The organism is Actinoplanes awajinensis subsp. mycoplanecinus (assembly GCF_001509495.1).
Classification (GTDB): Bacteria; Actinomycetota; Actinomycetes; order Mycobacteriales; family Micromonosporaceae; genus Actinoplanes; species Actinoplanes palleronii.
Map to the genome: position 1 here is coordinate 81,354 of NZ_LLZH01000134.1, position 18,364 is coordinate 99,717.

17 protein-coding genes are annotated in these 18,364 nt (G+C 71.0%); 13 read left to right on the forward strand and 4 right to left on the reverse strand.

Features of this window, described 5'->3' with window-relative positions:
• Window positions 1-21 precede the first annotated feature (21 nt).
• The 5 genes from ADL15_RS17410 (at window position 22) to ADL15_RS17425 (ending at window position 4,949) form a co-directional block, all read left to right on the forward strand.
• Entirely contained in the window at window positions 22-321 is a 300-nt protein-coding gene (locus tag ADL15_RS17410; protein WP_067691684.1) for a hypothetical protein, read from the forward strand.
• A gap of 305 nt (window positions 322-626) precedes the next feature.
• Complete coding sequence (locus tag ADL15_RS53005) at window positions 627-983, forward strand: hypothetical protein (RefSeq protein ID WP_157441428.1); 357 nt, start codon at window positions 627-629, stop codon at window positions 981-983.
• Between the two features lie 1,165 nt (window positions 984-2,148).
• Window positions 2,149-3,480 (forward strand): sensor histidine kinase, encoded by a 1,332-nt coding sequence (locus tag ADL15_RS17415; protein ID WP_198170838.1) that lies wholly within the window; start codon window positions 2,149-2,151, stop codon window positions 3,478-3,480.
• Window positions 3,465-4,133 carry a response regulator transcription factor gene (locus tag ADL15_RS17420; RefSeq protein ID WP_067691689.1) on the forward strand — a complete coding sequence of 223 codons (669 nt, stop codon included), beginning with the start codon at window positions 3,465-3,467 and terminating at the stop codon, window positions 4,131-4,133. The genes ADL15_RS17415 and ADL15_RS17420 overlap by 16 nt, the downstream gene beginning before the upstream one ends.
• A 144-nt stretch (window positions 4,134-4,277) precedes the next feature.
• Window positions 4,278-4,949: a helix-turn-helix transcriptional regulator gene (locus ADL15_RS17425; protein ID WP_198170840.1), complete on the forward strand. Its 672-nt coding sequence runs from the start codon at window positions 4,278-4,280 to the stop codon at window positions 4,947-4,949.
• A 72-nt stretch (window positions 4,950-5,021) separates the two neighbouring features.
• Here ADL15_RS17425 and ADL15_RS17430 read toward each other — a convergent pair whose 3' ends face one another.
• The 4 genes from ADL15_RS17430 to ADL15_RS17445 all read right to left on the reverse strand — a co-directional run bounded on the left by ADL15_RS17430 (window position 5,022) and on the right by ADL15_RS17445 (window position 8,124).
• Window positions 5,022-5,702 carry a response regulator transcription factor gene (locus tag ADL15_RS17430; protein WP_067691691.1) on the reverse strand — a complete coding sequence of 227 codons (681 nt, stop codon included), beginning with the start codon at window positions 5,700-5,702 and terminating at the stop codon, window positions 5,022-5,024.
• A gap of 99 nt (window positions 5,703-5,801) precedes the next feature.
• Entirely contained in the window at window positions 5,802-6,554 is a 753-nt protein-coding gene (locus ADL15_RS17435) for a hypothetical protein (RefSeq protein ID WP_067691692.1), read from the reverse strand.
• Window positions 6,555-6,580: 26 nt separating this feature from the next.
• Window positions 6,581-7,312 (reverse strand): sulfotransferase family protein, encoded by a 732-nt coding sequence (locus tag ADL15_RS17440; protein ID WP_067691693.1) that lies wholly within the window; start codon window positions 7,310-7,312, stop codon window positions 6,581-6,583.
• On the reverse strand, window positions 7,312-8,124 hold the full coding sequence (locus ADL15_RS17445; RefSeq protein ID WP_067691694.1) for an inositol monophosphatase family protein: 813 nt from the start codon (window positions 8,122-8,124) through the stop codon (window positions 7,312-7,314). The genes ADL15_RS17440 and ADL15_RS17445 overlap by 1 nt, the downstream gene beginning before the upstream one ends.
• 266 nt (window positions 8,125-8,390) lie before the next feature.
• On the opposite strand from ADL15_RS17445, the gene ADL15_RS17450 reads away from it, so the two are divergent.
• The 8 genes from ADL15_RS17450 (at window position 8,391) to ADL15_RS17485 (ending at window position 18,360) form a co-directional block, all read left to right on the forward strand.
• On the forward strand, window positions 8,391-9,668 hold the full coding sequence (locus tag ADL15_RS17450) for an aspartate aminotransferase family protein (RefSeq protein WP_198170842.1): 1,278 nt from the start codon (window positions 8,391-8,393) through the stop codon (window positions 9,666-9,668).
• On the forward strand, window positions 9,665-10,699 hold the full coding sequence (locus ADL15_RS17455; protein WP_067691708.1) for a Gfo/Idh/MocA family protein: 1,035 nt from the start codon (window positions 9,665-9,667) through the stop codon (window positions 10,697-10,699). The genes ADL15_RS17450 and ADL15_RS17455 overlap by 4 nt, the downstream gene beginning before the upstream one ends.
• Before the next feature lie 32 nt (window positions 10,700-10,731).
• Window positions 10,732-11,850, forward strand: coding sequence for a hypothetical protein (locus tag ADL15_RS17460; RefSeq protein ID WP_157441431.1), 1,119 nt, complete (start codon window positions 10,732-10,734; stop codon window positions 11,848-11,850).
• Between the two features lie 115 nt (window positions 11,851-11,965).
• Window positions 11,966-13,738: a fatty acyl-AMP ligase gene (locus ADL15_RS17465; RefSeq protein ID WP_067691713.1), complete on the forward strand. Its 1,773-nt coding sequence runs from the start codon at window positions 11,966-11,968 to the stop codon at window positions 13,736-13,738.
• The gene (locus ADL15_RS17470) at window positions 13,738-15,459 is read left to right on the forward strand and encodes an acyl-CoA dehydrogenase family protein (RefSeq protein ID WP_067691716.1); all 1,722 of its coding nucleotides are present in this window, start codon (window positions 13,738-13,740) and stop codon (window positions 15,457-15,459) included. Before ADL15_RS17465 ends, ADL15_RS17470 begins: the two co-directional genes overlap by 1 nt.
• Window positions 15,459-17,165: an acyl-CoA dehydrogenase family protein gene (locus tag ADL15_RS17475; protein ID WP_067691721.1), complete on the forward strand. Its 1,707-nt coding sequence runs from the start codon at window positions 15,459-15,461 to the stop codon at window positions 17,163-17,165. The genes ADL15_RS17470 and ADL15_RS17475 overlap by 1 nt, the downstream gene beginning before the upstream one ends.
• A complete protein-coding gene (locus ADL15_RS17480) occupies window positions 17,162-17,434 on the forward strand; it encodes an acyl carrier protein (protein ID WP_067691725.1) in 273 nt (90 codons plus the stop codon). The genes ADL15_RS17475 and ADL15_RS17480 overlap by 4 nt, the downstream gene beginning before the upstream one ends.
• Window positions 17,431-18,360: a ketoacyl-ACP synthase III family protein gene (locus tag ADL15_RS17485; protein ID WP_067691727.1), complete on the forward strand. Its 930-nt coding sequence runs from the start codon at window positions 17,431-17,433 to the stop codon at window positions 18,358-18,360. Before ADL15_RS17480 ends, ADL15_RS17485 begins: the two co-directional genes overlap by 4 nt.
• Window positions 18,361-18,364: the final 4 nt, after the last annotated feature.

Sequence of the window (18,364 nt, forward strand, 5' to 3'; positions counted from 1 at the left end):
CGCCACTTTGAAAGGAATCTCATGCGTCGTTCTGTCCTTTACACCGCCGGCCTGATGATCGCCGGAGGCGCGAGCCTCCTCTTTGCCGGGCCCGCCGCCGCGGCGCCCAGCACGACGGCCTCGTTCTGCTGCAGCTACCCGTCGTACCCGTCCTACTCGTCCTCCAACTACCAGTACCTGGGCCAGAGCAACTACTCCAACCAGACGACGCTGAACAACGTCGGAAACCCGCAGCTCGGTCTGGTCAACTTCAACGGCGGCGGCAGCGCCGGATCGAGCAACTACACCTCCCAGTTCGGTGGCATCAGCAACGGCTGGTAGTCGGAACGCGACCGGTCAGGCATCACCTGGCCGGTCGCGGTTCGGGCACGAACTCGTGCAAGTGCCGTCGCCGGACCGGTTCGAGTGTCCAGACACGACGGAGATGGTCGGTGCGCGTGACCCGCTCCGGACATCTATCAAGCCGTCGCGGTCGCGGTCACGCTGGTGCGAGCCACCGGCCGGCCGAGTGCGGGGCAACTTCTGAGAGCTTCATCCCGAATGTGTTTTAAGACATAGATGTAATGGTCTGGTATCAGGGCTCACCCACCGCTGCTTTCGCATCGCGGGGTTTGGAAGGAAAAATCATGCGTCGTACGGTTCTCTACCCGGCTGGCCTGATGATCGCCGCAGGCGCGAGCCTGGCACTCGCGGGCCCCGCGAGCGCCGCGCCCAGTGCTTCGGCGAGGAACTGCTGCAGCTACTCGCATCAGGGCCCGAGCAACCAAGGCCGGTCGTTCGCCCCGTACCGGCAGAGTCAGCAGTTCGCACCTCGGGGCGGCGGCTTGAACCTTCAGAACCTGGTGCAGATCTCCGTGACCAACCAGATCGTGCTGAACAACGTCGGCAACACCCAGATCGGCGCGGGTAACTACAACGGTGGCGGCAGCGTCAACTTGAGCAGCTTCACCTCCCAGTTCGGCGGGATCTTCGGCGGCCGGTAGCGATGGTCGCGGTCGGGCGAACGCCTGGCCGGACACGGTCGGCAGCGCCGGGCATCTCTGCACCACCCGGTGCCGGCGGCCGCTTCGGAGCAGTAGGTGGGGGTTCGAATCCCTCGGGAACACCAGACCAGAGGCGGTCCTGAACTGCGGAAACGTAGTTCAGGATCGCCTTGTCGTCCGCAGCGGGAGCGGCCGGCCCGCGACCCCGGTCCATGCGCGTCCCGACGGAGCCGTCCGGGCGCTGGCGCTGTCGTCCCCGTGATGTGGGAGGCCGCCGCGCGCAGCGTGGGGTAGCAGTAGTCGCCGTCGGGGCCGCCGGCGAGCAGGTCCTTCAGGTTGCTGCCCCTGCGGCTCGGGAGCATTTGTGCCGTCCGGTTCGGAAGTATGTGCATGTCGGCATTAGGGATTGCTTATGCAGCTGTTTTTCTGTACCGCTGCCCGTGAGCCGGGGCGGTAGCGATAACCAGCGGTTTGCCGGAGTGCCGTAATGCGCAAGTGGGCAGGGTTCCCGGCGGTTTTTCCATCGACTTCGCGGGTGCTGAGTCGTGGGCGACGAGGGGGCCGGGGATGCCGTCATTGGCGCGGATTGGCCCAGTTTCCGATGCGGGGGCGGGTGTTGAACCGGACGGCTTCGGTACCGCACCGGCGCGGTACCGGCTGATGGGGTGGCCTGGGGCTCGACGCGGTGGTCTATGCGGAGAGACGCGACGCCATGTGGTGGGAGCAGGGCGGATGCTGGCGGCTGTCGGCCCGCAGATCCGAATAGGACAGAATTACCTTCTAAACTGATAGGTCATACAGTCAATGGGGAGAATGAACTGTCCGGTTCGCGTGCTTGAGTGAGCGCGACGACCGTAAGTCAGCAATGACCAGTTTTGCGAAAACTCCTATGCAATTAGCAGACCTGATTAATCGGGAGTGCTATATATTGCTGTCGATAGCGGAGGCCGATCCGGACGGACTGATCGTCTTCGGAAGTCGCGTCGCGACCACCGAGTGAACGCTTGTCGGTTCCATCACCGTCCAGCGGTCAGCTCCCATCGGCCACCGACTACGGGGGGAACGATTGGTGTGGCTTCCGATGCACGGCAGAGTCAGCCGGCTCTACGCGCGTCAAGCACTGCGGCGCTTTGCTGTGGCACTGCTGATCTGTGTGATGTTGGGTGTGAGCCTGGTCGCCGCGGTGCGGGTGATCCAGTCCGGTGATCCGGAGATCACGCTCTTCGCCGCCACCGCTCTGGTTCTCGTCGGTTCCTACGGCACTGCCGGGATGATCCTGATCGGGTCGGCCGCCAACCTCCTGGCCGGCGCGCTGTTCCTCGCGGTCGCCATGATCTGGCTGGCGCGGAGCATCGGGCCGCTGCACGGCGTGACGGGCACCGGCATCGCCGCCGCCGCGCATCCGCTGATCTGGACGCTTCTGGTGGTCATCCTGGTCACCCAGCCGCACCGCCGTACGCGTACCCGGTCGGACCGCCTTCTGTTGACGGTCGCGCTCGGCGGCCTGCCGGTGCTGATCGTCGACGGCCAGCTCGCGCCGTCCAGCCCGATCGACCCGTGCCTGGCCTGCCTCCCCTCGCCGGGCTGGGCCGCCGAGCCGTACCTTCCGCTTGCCGCACGGCTGGTGGTCTCGGTGGTGGCGATCTGGCTCGCCGTCCAGCTGATCCGGCGGTGGCAGCGCACGCAGCGGATCGTCGCGCTGCCGGGCGTGCTCCTCTGTCTCCAGGTGAGTGCCGCCGCGTTGGTGCCGGTGCTGACCGTTCCGACGCAGGCGGCCTGGCTGGTGGGCAACGCGGCCGGGGTGATCCTGCAGATCCTGATCCCACCGCTGGCCCTGCTCGCCAACGCGCGGGGCTGGCAGGCCGATGCCGAACTCTGGGAACGCCGGTATGAGCAGGAGGCGCAGAACGGCCGCAGCCGGGCGCGCAGCGAGATCGAACGGGACCTGCACGACGGTGCGCAGCTGCGGTTGATCAACGCGACGCTGCTGGTACAGATGGCGCGCAAGGCCGCGCGGGGCACCGCCGAGGCCGACTTCCACCTGGACACGGCGGCCACGGAGCTGGCCATGGCGCTGACCGAGCTGCGGTTGCTGAGCCGGGGACTGCGGCCGCCCGCTCTGAGCCGGCGTGAACTGCACGAGGCGCTGGCCGTGCTGACCGCCAACACGCCGGTGACGGTGCGGATCGAGGGGCGGCCCCGCCTGGTTCCGCGTGCGGTGGCGGAGGTCGCCTATTTCATCGTGGCGGAGGCGTTGACCAACGCGGTTCGGCACGGCGGCGCCTCGACGGTGGTGATCCGGATGCGCAAGGAACAGCACTGCCTGCACCTGGAGGTGTGCGACGACGGCTCCGGCTCGCCCCGGATCCTCACCGGTGAGGGCGGCCTGCACCATCTCAGCCGCCGCGCCGAGGCGCTCGGTGGCCGGATCGAGCTGGAGAGCCGGCCCGGGATCGGTACGACGTTGCGGACGGTGATCCCGTGCGGATCGTCATAGCGGACGATGCGGTGCTGATCCGGGAGGGCTTGTCAGCTCTCCTGCGGCAGGCCGCGATGACCGTGCTCGCCTCGGTGAACGACGCCCGCGAGCTGCTGGACGCGGTGGCCGCACACCGGCCGGACGCGGTGATCGTCGACATCCGGATGCCACCGACCTACACCACCGAGGGTCTGGTCGCCGCTGAGCGGATCCGGCGGGATTACCCGGGGATCGCGGTGCTGGTCCTCTCCATGCACATCGAGACGGAGTACGCGCTGGCGATCGTCAACTCGGGTGGGGGCGGCGTCGGATACCTGCTCAAGGAGCGCATCCTCGACGTCGAGCAGGTGGTTGCCGCGTTGCGCGAGGTGGCGAACGGCGGAGCGGTCATCGATCCGGCTCTGGTCGAGGAGCTGATGGCCCTGCGCCGGAGGGGTGGCCGGATCGACCGCCTGACCGTTCGGGAACAGGAGGTGCTCGCACTGATGGCGCAGGGGCTGACCAACCGGGCGATCGCCGACCGCCTGCACCTGAGCAGCAAGACCATCGAGTCGTACGTGACGAGCATCCTGGAGCGGCTGCAGATCGACGCCACGGAGGGCGTGCACCGGCGGGTGCGGGCGGTGCTCATGTATCTGCGGTCCAACAGCTCCGTCGACCGAAGCGGGTAGCGCGGGCGGCGGTGAAAAACCGGCGTCATGAGGCAGGGATTCCCCGGTACCCGCGAAGGCTGCCGATCGCTACGTTTCCATCACTGTCCGCTTGGTGCGGGCCGGTGTACGTGCGACACGACGGCAAAACACGGGGGAGAGATCATGCTGGACGGGGCTATGGAACCGGAGCCGAAGGTCATCGAGGCCGAGGGTGCGGGCTGGCGCCTGGCGACACGGCTGATCAGATCCGCGCGGGACGAGGTCCTCGCGCTGATCCCGGCCAACTGCGCTCTGTTGTCCGGACCGGAGCCGGGCCGGATCCGGCAGCCCAGGGCCGGATGGCTCGGCTCCGCCCGGGTGCGCGCGGTGGTGGCCGGAGAGACACTGCTGGACCGGGGTGCCCGGCTGCAGGCCCTCCTGGGGGTCCGGGCCGACGTGCGGAGCGGCAAGCACTCGCCGACCCTGATGGTTGTGCTGGACCGCAACCTGGCGATCGTGTCACGGGGCGGGGACATGTCACCGCTGGCGATCCGCTCGCCCACCGCGGTGCAGACGCTGGTGACGATCTTCCATCACCACTGGTCCGAGGCTCGGGCGGACCAGCGCGACCTGCACGGCAGGCTCAACTCGCTGCAGCGTGACGTGCTGCGGCGGCTGGCCGGCGGGGCCACCGACGACGTGGTCGCGCGGGCGCTGGCGGTGTCCACCCGTACCGTGCAGCGGCAAGTCACGCAGATCATGCAGATGGTCGGGGCCCGCAGCCGGCTCGAGCTCGGCATCCAGTTGGCCGTGCACGGCCTCTACGAGCAACCTGCGGTACCGCAGACGGTCTGAGAGAACCACGAAGGTGGCGGCACCGCTCGGGCGCCGCCACCTTCGTGGTTTCCGCACTCGTCCACCGGCGCCCTATGCGCACTCCACCAGGCCGGAGCGGATGGCGGTGACCACCGCCGAGGTCCGGTTGGTGCAGCCGAGCTTGAGCAGCACTCCAGCGACCAGCCGCTTCGCCCCGTGGTCGGAGATCTTGAGGCGCCGGGCGATCTGTTTGTTGCTCAGCCCCTCCACCAGCAGCAACAGCGTCTCGTGCTCACGCGGCGTCAGCGTGATGCGCGCCATCGACGATGGCGTACGCCGGATGCCGGCCCGGGCCAGCAGCTGTTGTGCCAGGACCGCGGGCATCGGTACCTCACCGGTCATGATGGCCCGTAGCGCGTTCTCCAGCGTGCGACCGGACAGATCCTGTTGGAGCAGGAAGCCGTCCACCACCACCCCGTCGGCCAGCACCGCCTCGGCGGCACGGGCGTCGTGGATCAGCATGACGATCTTGCTGCCCGGTGCGACCAGTGCGGCGGTTGCGATGCCCGCCACGCCGTCGGCCGCGTTGACGACGAGCACGTCCGGCCGCTCGTCGACGGCCTCGGTCAGCAGCTCCGGCATCGAGCGGTAGGCACGGACGGACGTGGTCAGGGCGAGACCGCGGAGCGCCACGCTGAGGCCGTCCCGCAGGATGTCGTTGATCATTACCAGTGCGATGCGGAGGCTTGCCGACTCGCGGTGCGGACGGTGTTCGACGATCGTCGCGGTCATGACCGCGCTCCTCTCACTCGGAGTCACACGAATCATCGAATCCGACGACGGTACGCCCCATCCAGGACCGTGTCTCGTTCCGGACACGCTCCCCGGGGCTCATCGGGCGTGACAGGTCTCCAGCAGGCTGCCGAGCACCTTGCCGAACTCCGGTGAGGCCAGATAGTTGCGAGCGCCACGCAGTCGCGGGTCGCAGTCCAGTGACACCTTTCCGGTGATGCCGGCCGGACCGCTCCTGGCCGCCAGCACCAGGGTGTCCTGCACGTCGGTGACGTCCACCCAGGTGACCGGGCCGGACGTGGGCCACTCCCCGGCCGGGGGGTGCGGGGAGCCCAGGGTGATCAGCGCCGGAACTGCGGCACCGGTGCCGGCCAGGGCCAGCGCCGCAGCTACCCCGCCCAGGCAGTGGCCGATCACGATCTCGGTGTCCGGGGTGAGCGCCGCGCGTACGTCGTCGACCGCCGGATGCGCGGCCGCGGGGCCGGTGGCGAAGGCGCGGACCTGTCGCAGGGTGCCGGTCAGTTCCTCGGCCGTCAGGCCGCAGAAGTATCGGGACCAGGCCAGCCGCGCAGCCAGCGCATCCTCGTCGGCGGGCTGCGTACCGGGCTCGGTGTCGAAGGTGGCGGCCTGCCAGCAACGCCGCAGCAGCGCGAGATCGGCGGCCGGATCGCTGTCGCCGAGGACCGGTACGCGGTCCGGCGCGTCGAGGTTGACCAGGGTGGCGTCCGGTGCCACGGCCGGGTGACCGGCCAGCACCAGACCGTCCTGGATGGAGCTGATCCACTCCCGGCGGACCGAGTCGTCGCTACGCTGCGGTCCGCCGGTGCCGTGCACGATGAGCAGCCGGGGCATCCGTTTCTCCTCTCGGTGGAGCGGGTTCAGGCGAACGCGGGCAGCCGGTAGCCGTACCGCTCGACCCGCTCGGCGAGGTCGGCGAGGTCGTCGTCGGCCCCCGGGCCCTGCCGCCAGGCCCGCAGGTACCGGGTGTTCGTGTCCTGGTCCAGGTCACCGACGTCGAAGGTGGGCGGAATGCCGGCGAAGGTGGCGATGGTCTCCAGCGTCCGGTCCGGTTCCGTCATCAGGTCCTCGTAGCGGACGGTCAGCAACGCGTCCAGGTGTGTGGCGTCGGCCCGGGCCAGGTCGTGGGCGTGCAGCCAGTGCTCGACGAGTTGCCGCACGGTCAGCGCCGGCGTCCACTTCCGGGTGCTCATCGCCACCCCCAGCGGATGCCGGGTGACCAGCACGAATCGGGAACCGGGGAACAGCCGCTGAAAGAAGCGGAAGCGCAACAGGTTGGGCGGCGACTTCTCCAGCAGCACCGGGCGGCCGGGGTCCAGGTAGCGGCCCCACTGCTCGCGCAGCAGCCGGGCGGTGGCGGGGGTGGCCAGCTCGTGGTGCTCGGTCATGTGCGCCCCGGGTGCGTACGCGAACCGCCCCGGACCGCCGTGCTGCTCGTCGTAGGGGCAGACGGTCTGCAGGTACTGGCCCTCGTCCATCGGCGCGCCGGTCTGCCGGAACCCGGCCACCCGCGGATTCGTGCCGACCAGTGCGGCCAGCAGGGTGGTGCCGCTGCGGTGCATGCCGCCCATGAACAGAAAACGCCCGTGCATCACACGGTCTCCTCGAAATGGTCACGGTGCAGGACCTCGCCGACCGAGCGGCCGAGAGCCTCGTACGCCGGGGCCCACGCGACGAAGCTGCCCCGTCGCAGGGTGGGCAGTGGGTCGGGGTGGCTCAGGTAACCGCCGCCGGTTGCGGTGACCAGTGCCCGGCCGGCGGCGGTGTCCCAGTCGTAGACGTCCGCGTTGGCAGCCAGGTCGGCGCGGCCGGCCGCGACGTACGCCAGTGCCAGCGCCGACGAACCGAGCCGTCGCACGTCCGCGGCGGCGGTCAGCAGCGCGGCCAGCAGGTCGGTCTCGGCGGCGGCCGGCGGCCCACCGGCGTTCGGGATGTCGCACAGCACCAGCGGTGGTACCGGCGACTCGGACGTCCGCGTGGGCAGCGGTGTGCCGTTCAGCCACGCGCGGCCGTCCGCCGCGGTGAACAACTCCTCGTGTATCGGGTCGTAGACACAGCCACCCACGGTCCGGCCCGCGATCCGCAGGCCGATCGACACGCAGAAGAACGGGATGCCCCGGACGAAGTTGTACGTGCCGTCGATCGGGTCGACGAGCCACACCGGATCGCCCGCCCCGATCGTGGCGCCGCCCTCCTCGCCCACCACCGACGAGTGCGGAGCAGCGCCGTGCAACGCAGCCCGGATCAACTCCTCCGCGGCGAGGTCGACCGTGGTCACCACGTCGTGGGCCGCCTGCTTCGTGGACGTCCCGATCGGGCCGCGGAACCGGTGGCGGATCTGGCGGCCGGCGTCCACAGCGGACTGCGCCGCCACGTCGATGAGGTGCTGCACGGTGCTGGTCACGGCGCCACGCTAACCGCGTCCTCACGGCGCCACGCTGCCCGGACGTGCCAGCCGTCCGGGCATACCCATTCGTCGTGGCCGATCGAGGCTCCCGGTGCGGCCGCCGGATCCCGAGCATTGGCGCAAGCGGTCGGCGGTCGACGGGACCGGGGGATCGGCCGCACTCGAGAGGCGGAACGATGGCAGAAAGTTCAGGCGACGGCCGACGGTTCGGACGTTCGCCCGACCGGCCGCGTGGTGCTCAGCACTGGGCCGCTGAGCAGGAAGTGATCGGACCCGGTCTGCAGGCCGTCATGCTCTGGTCGCAATTGTGCGTCGAGTCCGCCTCCGGCGCGGTCCTGGTCGATGTGGACGGCAACGAGATCATCGACTTCCAGGGTGCCGGCGGGGTCAATTCCATCGGACACGCCAACCCCCGCCTGATTGCCGCGCTCACCGCGGAGCTGGCCACCGCGCCGGCCGGGGCGTTCGGCTCGGCCGGTCGCCGGGCGATGGCTGAGGCACTGCGCGAGTTCCTGCCGCCGCCGCTGGACCGGATTCAGCTCTACAGCGGCGGCACCGAGGCGGTGGAAGCGGCGCTGCGGCTGGCCAAATCGGTCACCGGCAAACATGAGTTCCTGTCGTTCTGGGGTGGCTTCCACGGCAAGACACTGGGCAGCCTGGCGCTCACCGCGGGGGCGCGGGCCGGTCTCGGGCCGCTGCCCTCGGGCTACTTCAGCGCCCCCTACGCCAACTGCTACCACTGCCCGCTCAAGATGACGTTCCCGAGCTGCGGCTACGCCTGTGTGGAGACGGTGCGGGACACCATCAAGGAGAACTCCACCGGTGCGCTGGCGGCTCTCGTCGTCGAACCGGTGCAGGGCCGGTCCGGGAACGTGGTGCCGCCGCCGGGCTACCTGAACGCGCTGGCCTCGGTCGCCGCCGAGTTCGACGCGCTGCTGATCGTCGATGAGATGATGACCGGTTTCGGTCGTACCGGTGAGCCGTTTGCCTTCATGCGCGACGAGGTGGTGCCGGACATCGTCACGGTCGGCAAGGGGATGGGCGCCGGATACCCGGTCACCGGGGTGATCTCCACCGCGGAGTTGATGGCCGCCGCCCCGTTCTCCGACCCGAGCGCGAGCTCGTCCAGCTTCGGCGCGTTCCCGCTGGCCTGCCGGGCTGTCGCCACCACCACCGACGTCCTTGTCGACGAGGACCTGCCCAGCCGGGTGGGCAAGCTCGGCACCGAGATGCTGGCCGCCCTCGAACCGCTTGTCGACGAGTCTCCGCTGGTCGGTGACGTCCGGGGCGCCGGGTTCGCGATCGGCATCGAGTTGGTCGCCGACAAGCAGTCCCGCCGGCCGCTGGACAAGGGCACCTTCCGGGAGACCTTCCTGACGCTGCTCGACGCCGGGGTGCTGGTGATGACGGGCGGCACCACGCTGCGTCTCTACCCGCCACTGAACGTGGACGCGGAGCTGGCCGAGCAGGCCGTCGAGATCATCCGCGGCGTGCTGGTCGACGGCGTGGCACCGCAGCACCTCGAGGAGGAATCGGCATGAGGATCGCCATCATCGGGTTCGGCACCGCGGGGGAGGGCCGGCTGCACGCCTACCGTACGGTCGCCGCCGGCCGGGTCGTCGCGGTGCTCGACCCGTCGCCGGAGCGGCGGGCCCGGGCTCTGCGGCTCGACCCCGGCGTGGTCACCTACGCGACGCTGGCCGAGCTGCTCGCCGCCCAGCCGGTGGATGCGGTCGACATCTGCGCCCCGCCGAACCGCCATGTCGAGCTGGAACGAGAAGCACTCACCGCTGGGCTGCACGTGATCTGCGAGAAGCCGGTCGCGGTGCGTACCGACGAAGCCCTCGACCTGATCAACCTGGCCCGGGAACGTGGCCGGCTGCTCTATCCCGCGCACAACTACGGGTTCTCGCCGATGATGCGGGTGCTCACCGGCGCGGTCACCGGCGGGCGGCTCGGCGGCCCGTTGCGGGCCCGGTTCCAGATCGCCCGCGACTCGCATGCCCGCGGGGTCCCCGGGTGGCAACCGGACTGGCGACGGGACGTCGCGGTGGCACAGGGCGGGATCATGCTCGACCACGGGACGCACTGCGCGTACATGGCCACCCAGCTCTTCGGCGAGGCACCGCGTACGGTCTCCTGCCTCGCGCAGTGGGCGGACGGTGACGCGGCAAGCGGGATGGACCTGGCCGCCCGCCTGAACCTGGAGTTCAACGGTGGTGGGACCTGTGAGATCGATCTGAGCTGGGTCAGCGGCACCCGTTCCAACCGTTACCTGCTCAGCGGTCCAGGTGGTACCGCTGACGTGCACGACGGGGTGGCCGAGGTGCGTACGGCGCACGGGGTGGAGCGGACCGACCTGGCCCCGCCGAGCCGGGATCAGACCCACCAGGAGTGGTTCGGCGGCATGTTCGCCGACTTCGCCGGTCTGGTCGCCGCGGGCACCGGCTGGGACCGGCCGATGCGGGAGGTCGTCACCACAACGGCGCTGATCGAGGCGGCCTACCGGTCGGCGGGCCGTGGTGGGGAGCCGGTCGTCCCGGCCGGCTTCTCGGCCGCGCAAGCGCGGTGACGGCCGCGGAGATCCGGCTGAGCGTGGCAATCATGCACCATCCGCGCCGGCGGGAGCGCATCCCGCCACTGGTGCTCGACTGTGCCCCGCTGGACGCCCGGGTGGTGACCGATCCGGACCCGGACGGGGTGCCGAGCCCGTTGCGTACCGCCAAGGTGGCCTGGCGCTCCATCGCCGAGGGCGCCACCCACCACCTGGTGCTCCAGGACGACATCCGGCTTATCCGGGGCTTCGCCACCCAGGTGCACCGGGCGATCGCGGCCCGCCCGGAACACGGCATCTCGCTCTACTCGCACTGGGACAGCCCGCAGAACTCGTACCTGGTCCGTCGCGCGGTGACCGCCGGCTGGCCGTTCGCGCCGTTGTCGCTGTTCGAATGGACCCCCACCCAAGGGTTCGTCATGCCGGTGAAGCTGGCCCGGGACCTGGCCGACTACCTGGCCGGCATCCCGGACGAGGTCAAGGACGACGACGAGATGGTGGTGACGTTCTGCCGGGAGGCCGGCATCCCGGTCGTCGGAACCGTGCCGCACCTGGTCGACCACCGGTTCGATCCGACGATCGTCGGGCATCCGGGGCGGTTCCACGCCACGGTGTTCCTGCCCGCCCCGGCGTTGTCCCCGGAGTACTGGCAGCTCAGTGTGAGTGCTGAGGAGGCCCTGGCGCGCCGGTGCCGCTCCGGCGAGAAGCTGCCGTACACCGTGCAGTTGCATCGCAGCCGGTGCCTGCTGCGACCGTTGCGGCCGGGCACCGGAGAACCGGTCGAGCACGGGTTCGGCTGGTACTGGGCCGATCACTGCGGCCTGGTCGGGGTGACCGCGAGCCACGTGGTGGACGGGTTCGACGCTCTGATCGAGGTCACCGGGCTGGCACCGGGCCTGCACTGGCGGCTCGCCCTGGAGGTGTGGGCGGCCGGCTACCTGCTCGGCGCGGACGCGGTGCTGGTCCGCCGGGGGGAGGCCGACGGGGTCTGGCCGCCCGCGGCCGTCGGGGCGGGGCTCGCCCAGGCCGCGATGACCAGCTGGATCGCCTCCGGTCTGGCGGAGCCGGACGCCGCCGGGCTGACCGCCGAACACCGGACGGCGCTGGTGGGCATCGGCCTGGCCGGGGTGTCGCAGGGCTGGCTCGGCGGCTGGCAGGAGACGTCGTGACCTCCTGGCATACCTGTTCGGGTACCCCAAGCGCCCGCTCGATCGAGCCTTATGCATATGCCGGATGCGGCGTGACGCTGGTCCGGCACGTCACCGACTCGCGGGGGAGCGTCTGATGTCCGAGCACAAAACGTTCGTCGACCTGCTGCAGGAGCGCGCCGCCGCCCACCCGCAGCGCCCGGCGCTGATCTTCGACGCCGACCCCGGGCAGGGCGACGCCGCGGTGCGTACGGTGCTGTGGGGCGACCTGGCCGCCCGGGCCCGGCAGATCGCCACGCTGCTCGCCGGCACGATCCGTCCCGGTGACCGGGTGCTCGTGCTGAACGAGCCCGGCACCGCCTTCGCGGAGAACTTCCTCGGCGTCCAGCACGCCGGTGCGATCCCGGTCCCGGCACCGCTGCCGGACGGATACCGCCGGCAACGGGAGCGGCTGGCCGGCATCGCCCACAACGCGCAGGTGGCCGCGGTGGTCACCGACGGCACGGCCCTCGGCGCGGTCCGCGAATGGGCGGCCGAGTCCGGGTTGTCCGACGTGCCGTGCCTGGCCTTCGACGACGTCCCCCCGGTACGGACGACAACGTGGCAGCGGCCGGCCGTCGACGGGTCGACCATCGCCTTCCTGCAGTACACCTCCGGCTCCACCAGCGACCCCAAGGGCGTCGTCGTGGACTACGCGAGCCTGCTGCCGAACCTGCGGGCGTTCAACGAGATCCTGGGCGGCACCGAAGGCGTACGGGTCGGCGGCTGGCTGCCGATGTATCACGACTTCGGCCTGATCGGGCAGTTGCTGGCCCCGCTCACCCAGGGCGGCTGCAGCGTCGGGATGTCGGCAACGACGTTCCTCAAGCGCCCCGCCACCTGGCTCCGGCTGATCGACAGGCATGACATCCAGATCTCCCCGGCACCGAACTTCGCGTACGACCTGTGCACGCGGCGGATCACCGACGAGCAGATCGCCGGTCTCGACCTGTCCCGGTGGAAGCGTGCGGTGAACGGCTCGGAACCGGTGCAGGCGGCGACCCTTGCCGCGTTCAGCAGCCGGTTCGCCGCTGCCGGGCTGCGACCGGAGGCCGTCTGCCCCGGGTACGGCCTGGCCGAGATCACGCTCAGTGTCAGCGGAGCCACCATCGGCCGCCCGCCGGTGGTGCTCACGGTCGACGCCGAGCAGTTGGAGCGGCACATCGTGACGACGGTCGCCGCAGGCCACCCCGAGCCGGTCCGTGAGCTGGTCAGCAGCGGCGAGTCCACCCCGGATTTCGACATCAGGATCGTCGATCCGGCCACCCGGCTGCCGCAGCCACCGGACCGGATCGGCGAGATCTGGCTGCGCGGCACCAGCGTCGCCCGGGGCTACTGGGCCAACCCGGCGGCCACCGGGGAGGTGTTCGGCAACGAGCTGGCCGACGGGGAGGGTGGCTTCCTGCGCACCGGCGACCTGGGCCTGCTGCGCGACGGCCAGCTCTACGTCACCGGCCGGATCAAGGAGCTGCTGATCGTCAACGGTCGCAACCTGTACCCGCACGACATCGAGGTGGCGGTACGCACCGTGGACGAGAGCCTGTCCCGGGGCGTCGGCGCCGCCTTCACCGCCGAGGTGCCGCACGAGGAACTCGTCGTGGTACAGGAGTGCCGGGTCAGGTCGCTCGATCCGGCGGCCCGCGCCGCCGTGGTCACCGCGATCCGCCAGGTGCTGTCCCGGGAGTTCGGCACCGGCCCGGTGAGTGTGGTGCTGGTCCGTCCCGGAACGGTGCCGCGCACCACCAGCGGCAAGATCCAGCGTGGACTGGCCCGGATGCTGTTCCTGACCGGTGCCCTCAGCGTCGAGCACGAGCAGCTCACCGACGGTGTGCGGGCCGTACGCCGGGCCGGCGACCGGGTGCGTGCCTGATGGCCGCGCCCACCCTGCCACTGGCCGCGGACGTGGCCCGGCAACTCGACGAGTGGCTCGGCGACCCGGACGATCCGGGCGTCGTCTTCAACCACGCCCGGGTCACCGCCGCGGACGAGATCGAGGCGTTCCCGGACGAGATCTGCGATCACCTGGACCAGCTCGGCCTGCCGGCGCACTACGTGCCGGTGGCGTACGGCGGTGAACTGCGCGGCTTCGACACCCTGGCCCAGGTGCTGCGGGTGATCGCACGCCGGGACCTGACCACGGCCATCGGGCACGGCAAGACGTTCCTCGGCGGGGCCTCGGTCTGGGCTCGGCCACTGCGGGACGAGGCCGCCCGGGTGCAGGCCCGTACGCTCGCCGCCACGATCCTGGCCGGGGTCCCGGTCTGCTGGGCGCTCACCGAACCGGGCCACGGCAGTGACCTGCTCGCCGGCGAGGTCACGGCGGTCCGGCACGACGGCGGGTACCGGGTGACCGGGACGAAGTGGCTGATCAACAACGCCACCCGGGCCGGTGTGGTGTGCCTGCTGGCGCGTACCGACGCCGACGGCGGGCCGCGCGGGTTCACCGTGCTGCTCGCCGACAAGCGGACACTCCCGGCGGACTCGTACCGGTGCCTGCCCAAGGAGCCGACCCACGGTATCCGGGGCGCCGACATCAGCGGGATCACCTTCGACGACGCCCCGGTGCCGGCTGCGGCCCTGGTCGGGGCGCCTGGCACCGGACTGGAGACGGTGCTGCGGGCTCTGCAGTTGACGCGTACCGCGTGCGCCGCGCTGTCGCTCGGCGCGGCCGATCACGCGCTGGCCCTGGTGCGGCGGTACCTGACCGAGCGCCGGCTCTACGGCAGGCGGTTGGCCGACGTGCCGTACCTGCGGCGCGGGGTGGGCCGGCTGCACACCATGCTGTTCCTGGCCGAAGCGGTCACCGCACTGGTCACCCGGGCGGTGACGGCGGAGACCGAGGAGATGGGCGTGCTCGCCCCGGTGCTGAAGGCGTTCGTACCGGAGCTCGTCGATGAATTGATCAGCGGATGCGGCGAGCAGCTCGGCGCTCGCGCCTTCCTGACCGGCATCCCGGACTACGGACGCTTCCAGAAGATCGAGCGGGACCACCGGATCGTCGGGATCTTCGACGGCAGCACCCCGGTCAACCGCAACGCGCTGATCAACCAGTTCCCGCAGCTGGCGCGGGGCTGGCCCGGGGAGCCGGTGGGTGTGGCCCGGCTACGGTCGCTGGCTGACCTGGGGGTGCCGGTGCCCGAGTTGGACCCGGACCGGATCTCGCTGGCCGGTGCGCGGGGATGTCTGCCGCTGCGCGGGCTGGCCGAGGCGGTGGTCGCGGTCCGTGCGGCGGGCGGCCCCTGGGCCCGGGCCGAGGCGCTCCTGACCGCGACTGATCAGGTGCACACCGACCTCGCCGGGTACCGGCCGCGGCCGTACGACGTGGAACCGGACGCCTATGACCTCGCTCACCGGTACGAGCTGTGCGTGGCCGGCGCGAGCGCGGTGCATCTGTGGCTGCACAACCACCGGCAGGCCGGAGCCGATCCGCTGTGGACCGGCGGGCTGTGGCTCGATGCGGTGCTGACCTGGGTGCTGTACCGCCTGGGCGTCGCGCCCGACCATCCGGACAACTACGACCAGGTGTACGCGTCACTGGTCGCCGGCCGCCGCCCCTCCGTGCTCGACCCCGGCGTCACCGAGGAGGCGTGATGACCACCGTGCTGGATCTGGAGAGCCGCTTCGGCGACCCGTGGGACCCGGCGAACCCCCTCGGGAACCGGGCCGTGCTGGCGGCCGACGAGCGGCAGGAGATGTTCGCCGACGGTGAGCGGATGCTCGACGACTTCGGACTCAACGCCGAGTTCGTCCCGGTCGCCCGGGGTGGCCGGATGGCAGGACTGGACCGGCTGATCCGGACGATGCGCTCGGTGTTCCGGCACGACCCCGCGCTGGGCCTCGGGTACGGCGCGAGCTCGTTCATCGCCTCGGTCAACGTCTGGGCCGGCGGCGACGAGGCCCAGCAGCGACGGCTGGCGGAGCTGCTGCTCTCCGGCCGGCGGGTGGCGTCCGTCTACCACGAGCTGGCGCACGGCAACGACTTCGCCCGGGTGGACTTCCGGGCCGACCCGGGCCGGCCCGGCGAGCTGCTGCTCACCGGCCGCAAGGAGGTGGTCACCAACGCGCAGCGGAGCAGCGCGATGGTGATCTTCAGCCGTACCTCGGACGCGCCGGGCGGCCGCAGCCACACCCAGCTGTTCGTGGAGAAGGACGCGCTCCCCCCGGGGCGGTTGCGGTACCTGCCGCGGTTCCACAGCAGCGGGATGCGCGGGGTGCAGCTCGGCGGGATCGAACTGGATCACTGCCCGGTCGACGCGGGCGTGGCCCTCGGCCCGCTCGGCTCGGCCATGGAGGTCGCCCTGCGCTCGTTCCAGCTGACCCGGACCGGGCTGCCGGCGATGACACTGGGCGTGCTGGACACCGGCCTCCGTACGGTGCTGCGGTTCGGCGAGGACCGATGGCTGCGCGGCCGGCCGGTGGGCGCCATGCCGGTGGTCCGTGTCGCCCTGGCCGAGGCGTTCGTGGACCTGCTGATCGCCGACTGCCTGGCCACCACCGTCGCCCGCGCCGTGCACCTGCTCCCCGAGGACACCAACGCGTACGCCTCGGCGGTCAAGTACGTGGTGTCCGGTCGATCCATCCGCGCCATGGCCCGGCTCGGTGAGCTGCTCGGCGCGCAGAGCTACCGGCGCACCGGTGAGTACGGCATCTTCCAGAAGTTGCAACGGGACCTGGCACCGGCCGGATTCGGGCACGCGGCCCGGGTCGCCTGCCTGGCCACCGTCCTCCCGCAACTGCCCCGGCTGGCCCGGCGCTCGTGGACGACCGGCCAGGAACCGCCGCCCGGCCTGTACGACCCGGGCGCCGATCTCCCGGCACTGCCGTTCGACCGGCTCCGGATCGCCTCGGCGGCCGATCCGCTCGCGGCGCAGCTGCTCGCCGCGGCCGAGGCGATGCCGGCCGGTGCTGGCCTGCTGCACGGGCTGGTGCAGCGGTTCGCCGGTGAACTGGCTCGGCTGCGCTCGGCTGCGCTCGGTTTGCGCCCGGCGGACCTGGCGATCGGCGGCGACCCGGCGGCGCTGGACCTGACCGCTCGCTACACCGTGGTGCTGGCCGCCGCCACCTGCCTGAACCTCTGGCTGGCCGAGCAGCGCCGTCCCGCGACCTTCCTGGCCGACCCGGCCTGGGTGACGGCGGCCCTGTTGCGGCTGGCCGGCGAGTTGGACGGCACCTCCACGTCACTGCCCGCCGCGCTGGCCGGCCCGATCCACGCGGAACTCGCCGGCCGGTATGCCGCCGGCCGGGCCTTCGACCTGTCCAACAGCCTGCTGCCCGACCTGCCAAGGAGCCGGAATTGACCTTTTCGCCGAACCAACGGGCCGCCGGACAGCTCCGTCCGTGGCTGCAGGACCGCGTCGCGGATTTCACCGATCGGGACCCGGCCACCATCGACACCGCCGCGCCGCTGGCCGACCTGGGGCTCGACTCGGTGTACGCGCTCGCGCTCTGCGGCGAGATCGAGGATCACCTCGGGGTGTCCCTGGAACCGACGATCGTTTGGGATCACCCGACCATCGACGCGCTCACCGAGTACCTGTGCGGCCTACCGGTGGAGGCCGGCACATGACCGCCCTCGAAGCGGTCTCCGCCTACCTGCCGCCGGAACGGGTGCCGATCGACGCGCTCGCCGGGGAACTGGGCCTGACCGACATCCAGGTCCGGATGTTCCACAGGTACTACGGACTGGCCGAGGTGCTGCGGGAACCGACCGGAACGATCACCGACCTGATGCTCAACGCCGCGGCGAAGCTGTCCGAGCTGCGGGGTCGCGAGTCCCAGGTGCGGTACGTGATACAGGCCCGGACCCTGCAGTCGATAGCGCCGTATCCGGAGGATCCGCTGCACGACGTGGTGGCGGCCCTCGGTCTGCGGCACGCCCAGGCCTTCGCGGTCACCCAGCACGCGTGCGCCTCGGGCCTGCTCGCCGTCGAGCTGGCCGGGCGGCTGCTCGCCGAGGACGGCGACGACGACGCGCTGGCCCTGATCTTCGTCGGCGAGAAGGCGTTCACCCCGTCGGCCCGGATGATCCCGGGCACCGCGCTGATGGGCGAGGGGTGTGCCGCCGTCCTGGTCGGCACCGGCCGGCGTGACCGGCTGCTGTCCTACGCCTCGGCCACGCACGGCGAGTTCAACGCCGGGCTGTCCCTGACCGCGGAGATGTCCCTGGAGTTCCAGCAGCGCTATCCGGACGCGCTCGCCGAGGTGATCCTCGCCGCGGTGGCGCGCGCCGGGATCACCGTCACCGACCTCGACCTGGTGTTGCCGCACAACGTGAACCGGGTGTCCTGGGTGCGGGTGGCGCGCAAGGTCGGCATCCCCGTGGAGCGCCTGTTCCTGGACAACATGCCGGTCACCGGCCACTGCTTCTGCGCCGACTCCTTCCTCAACTACGTGGCGGCCCGCGACCTGGGCCGGCTGCGGCCCGGCGACCACTACCTGATGGCCGCGGTCGGGCTGGGTTCGACCTTCTCCGCCTCGGTCTTCGAGCACTGAGAGG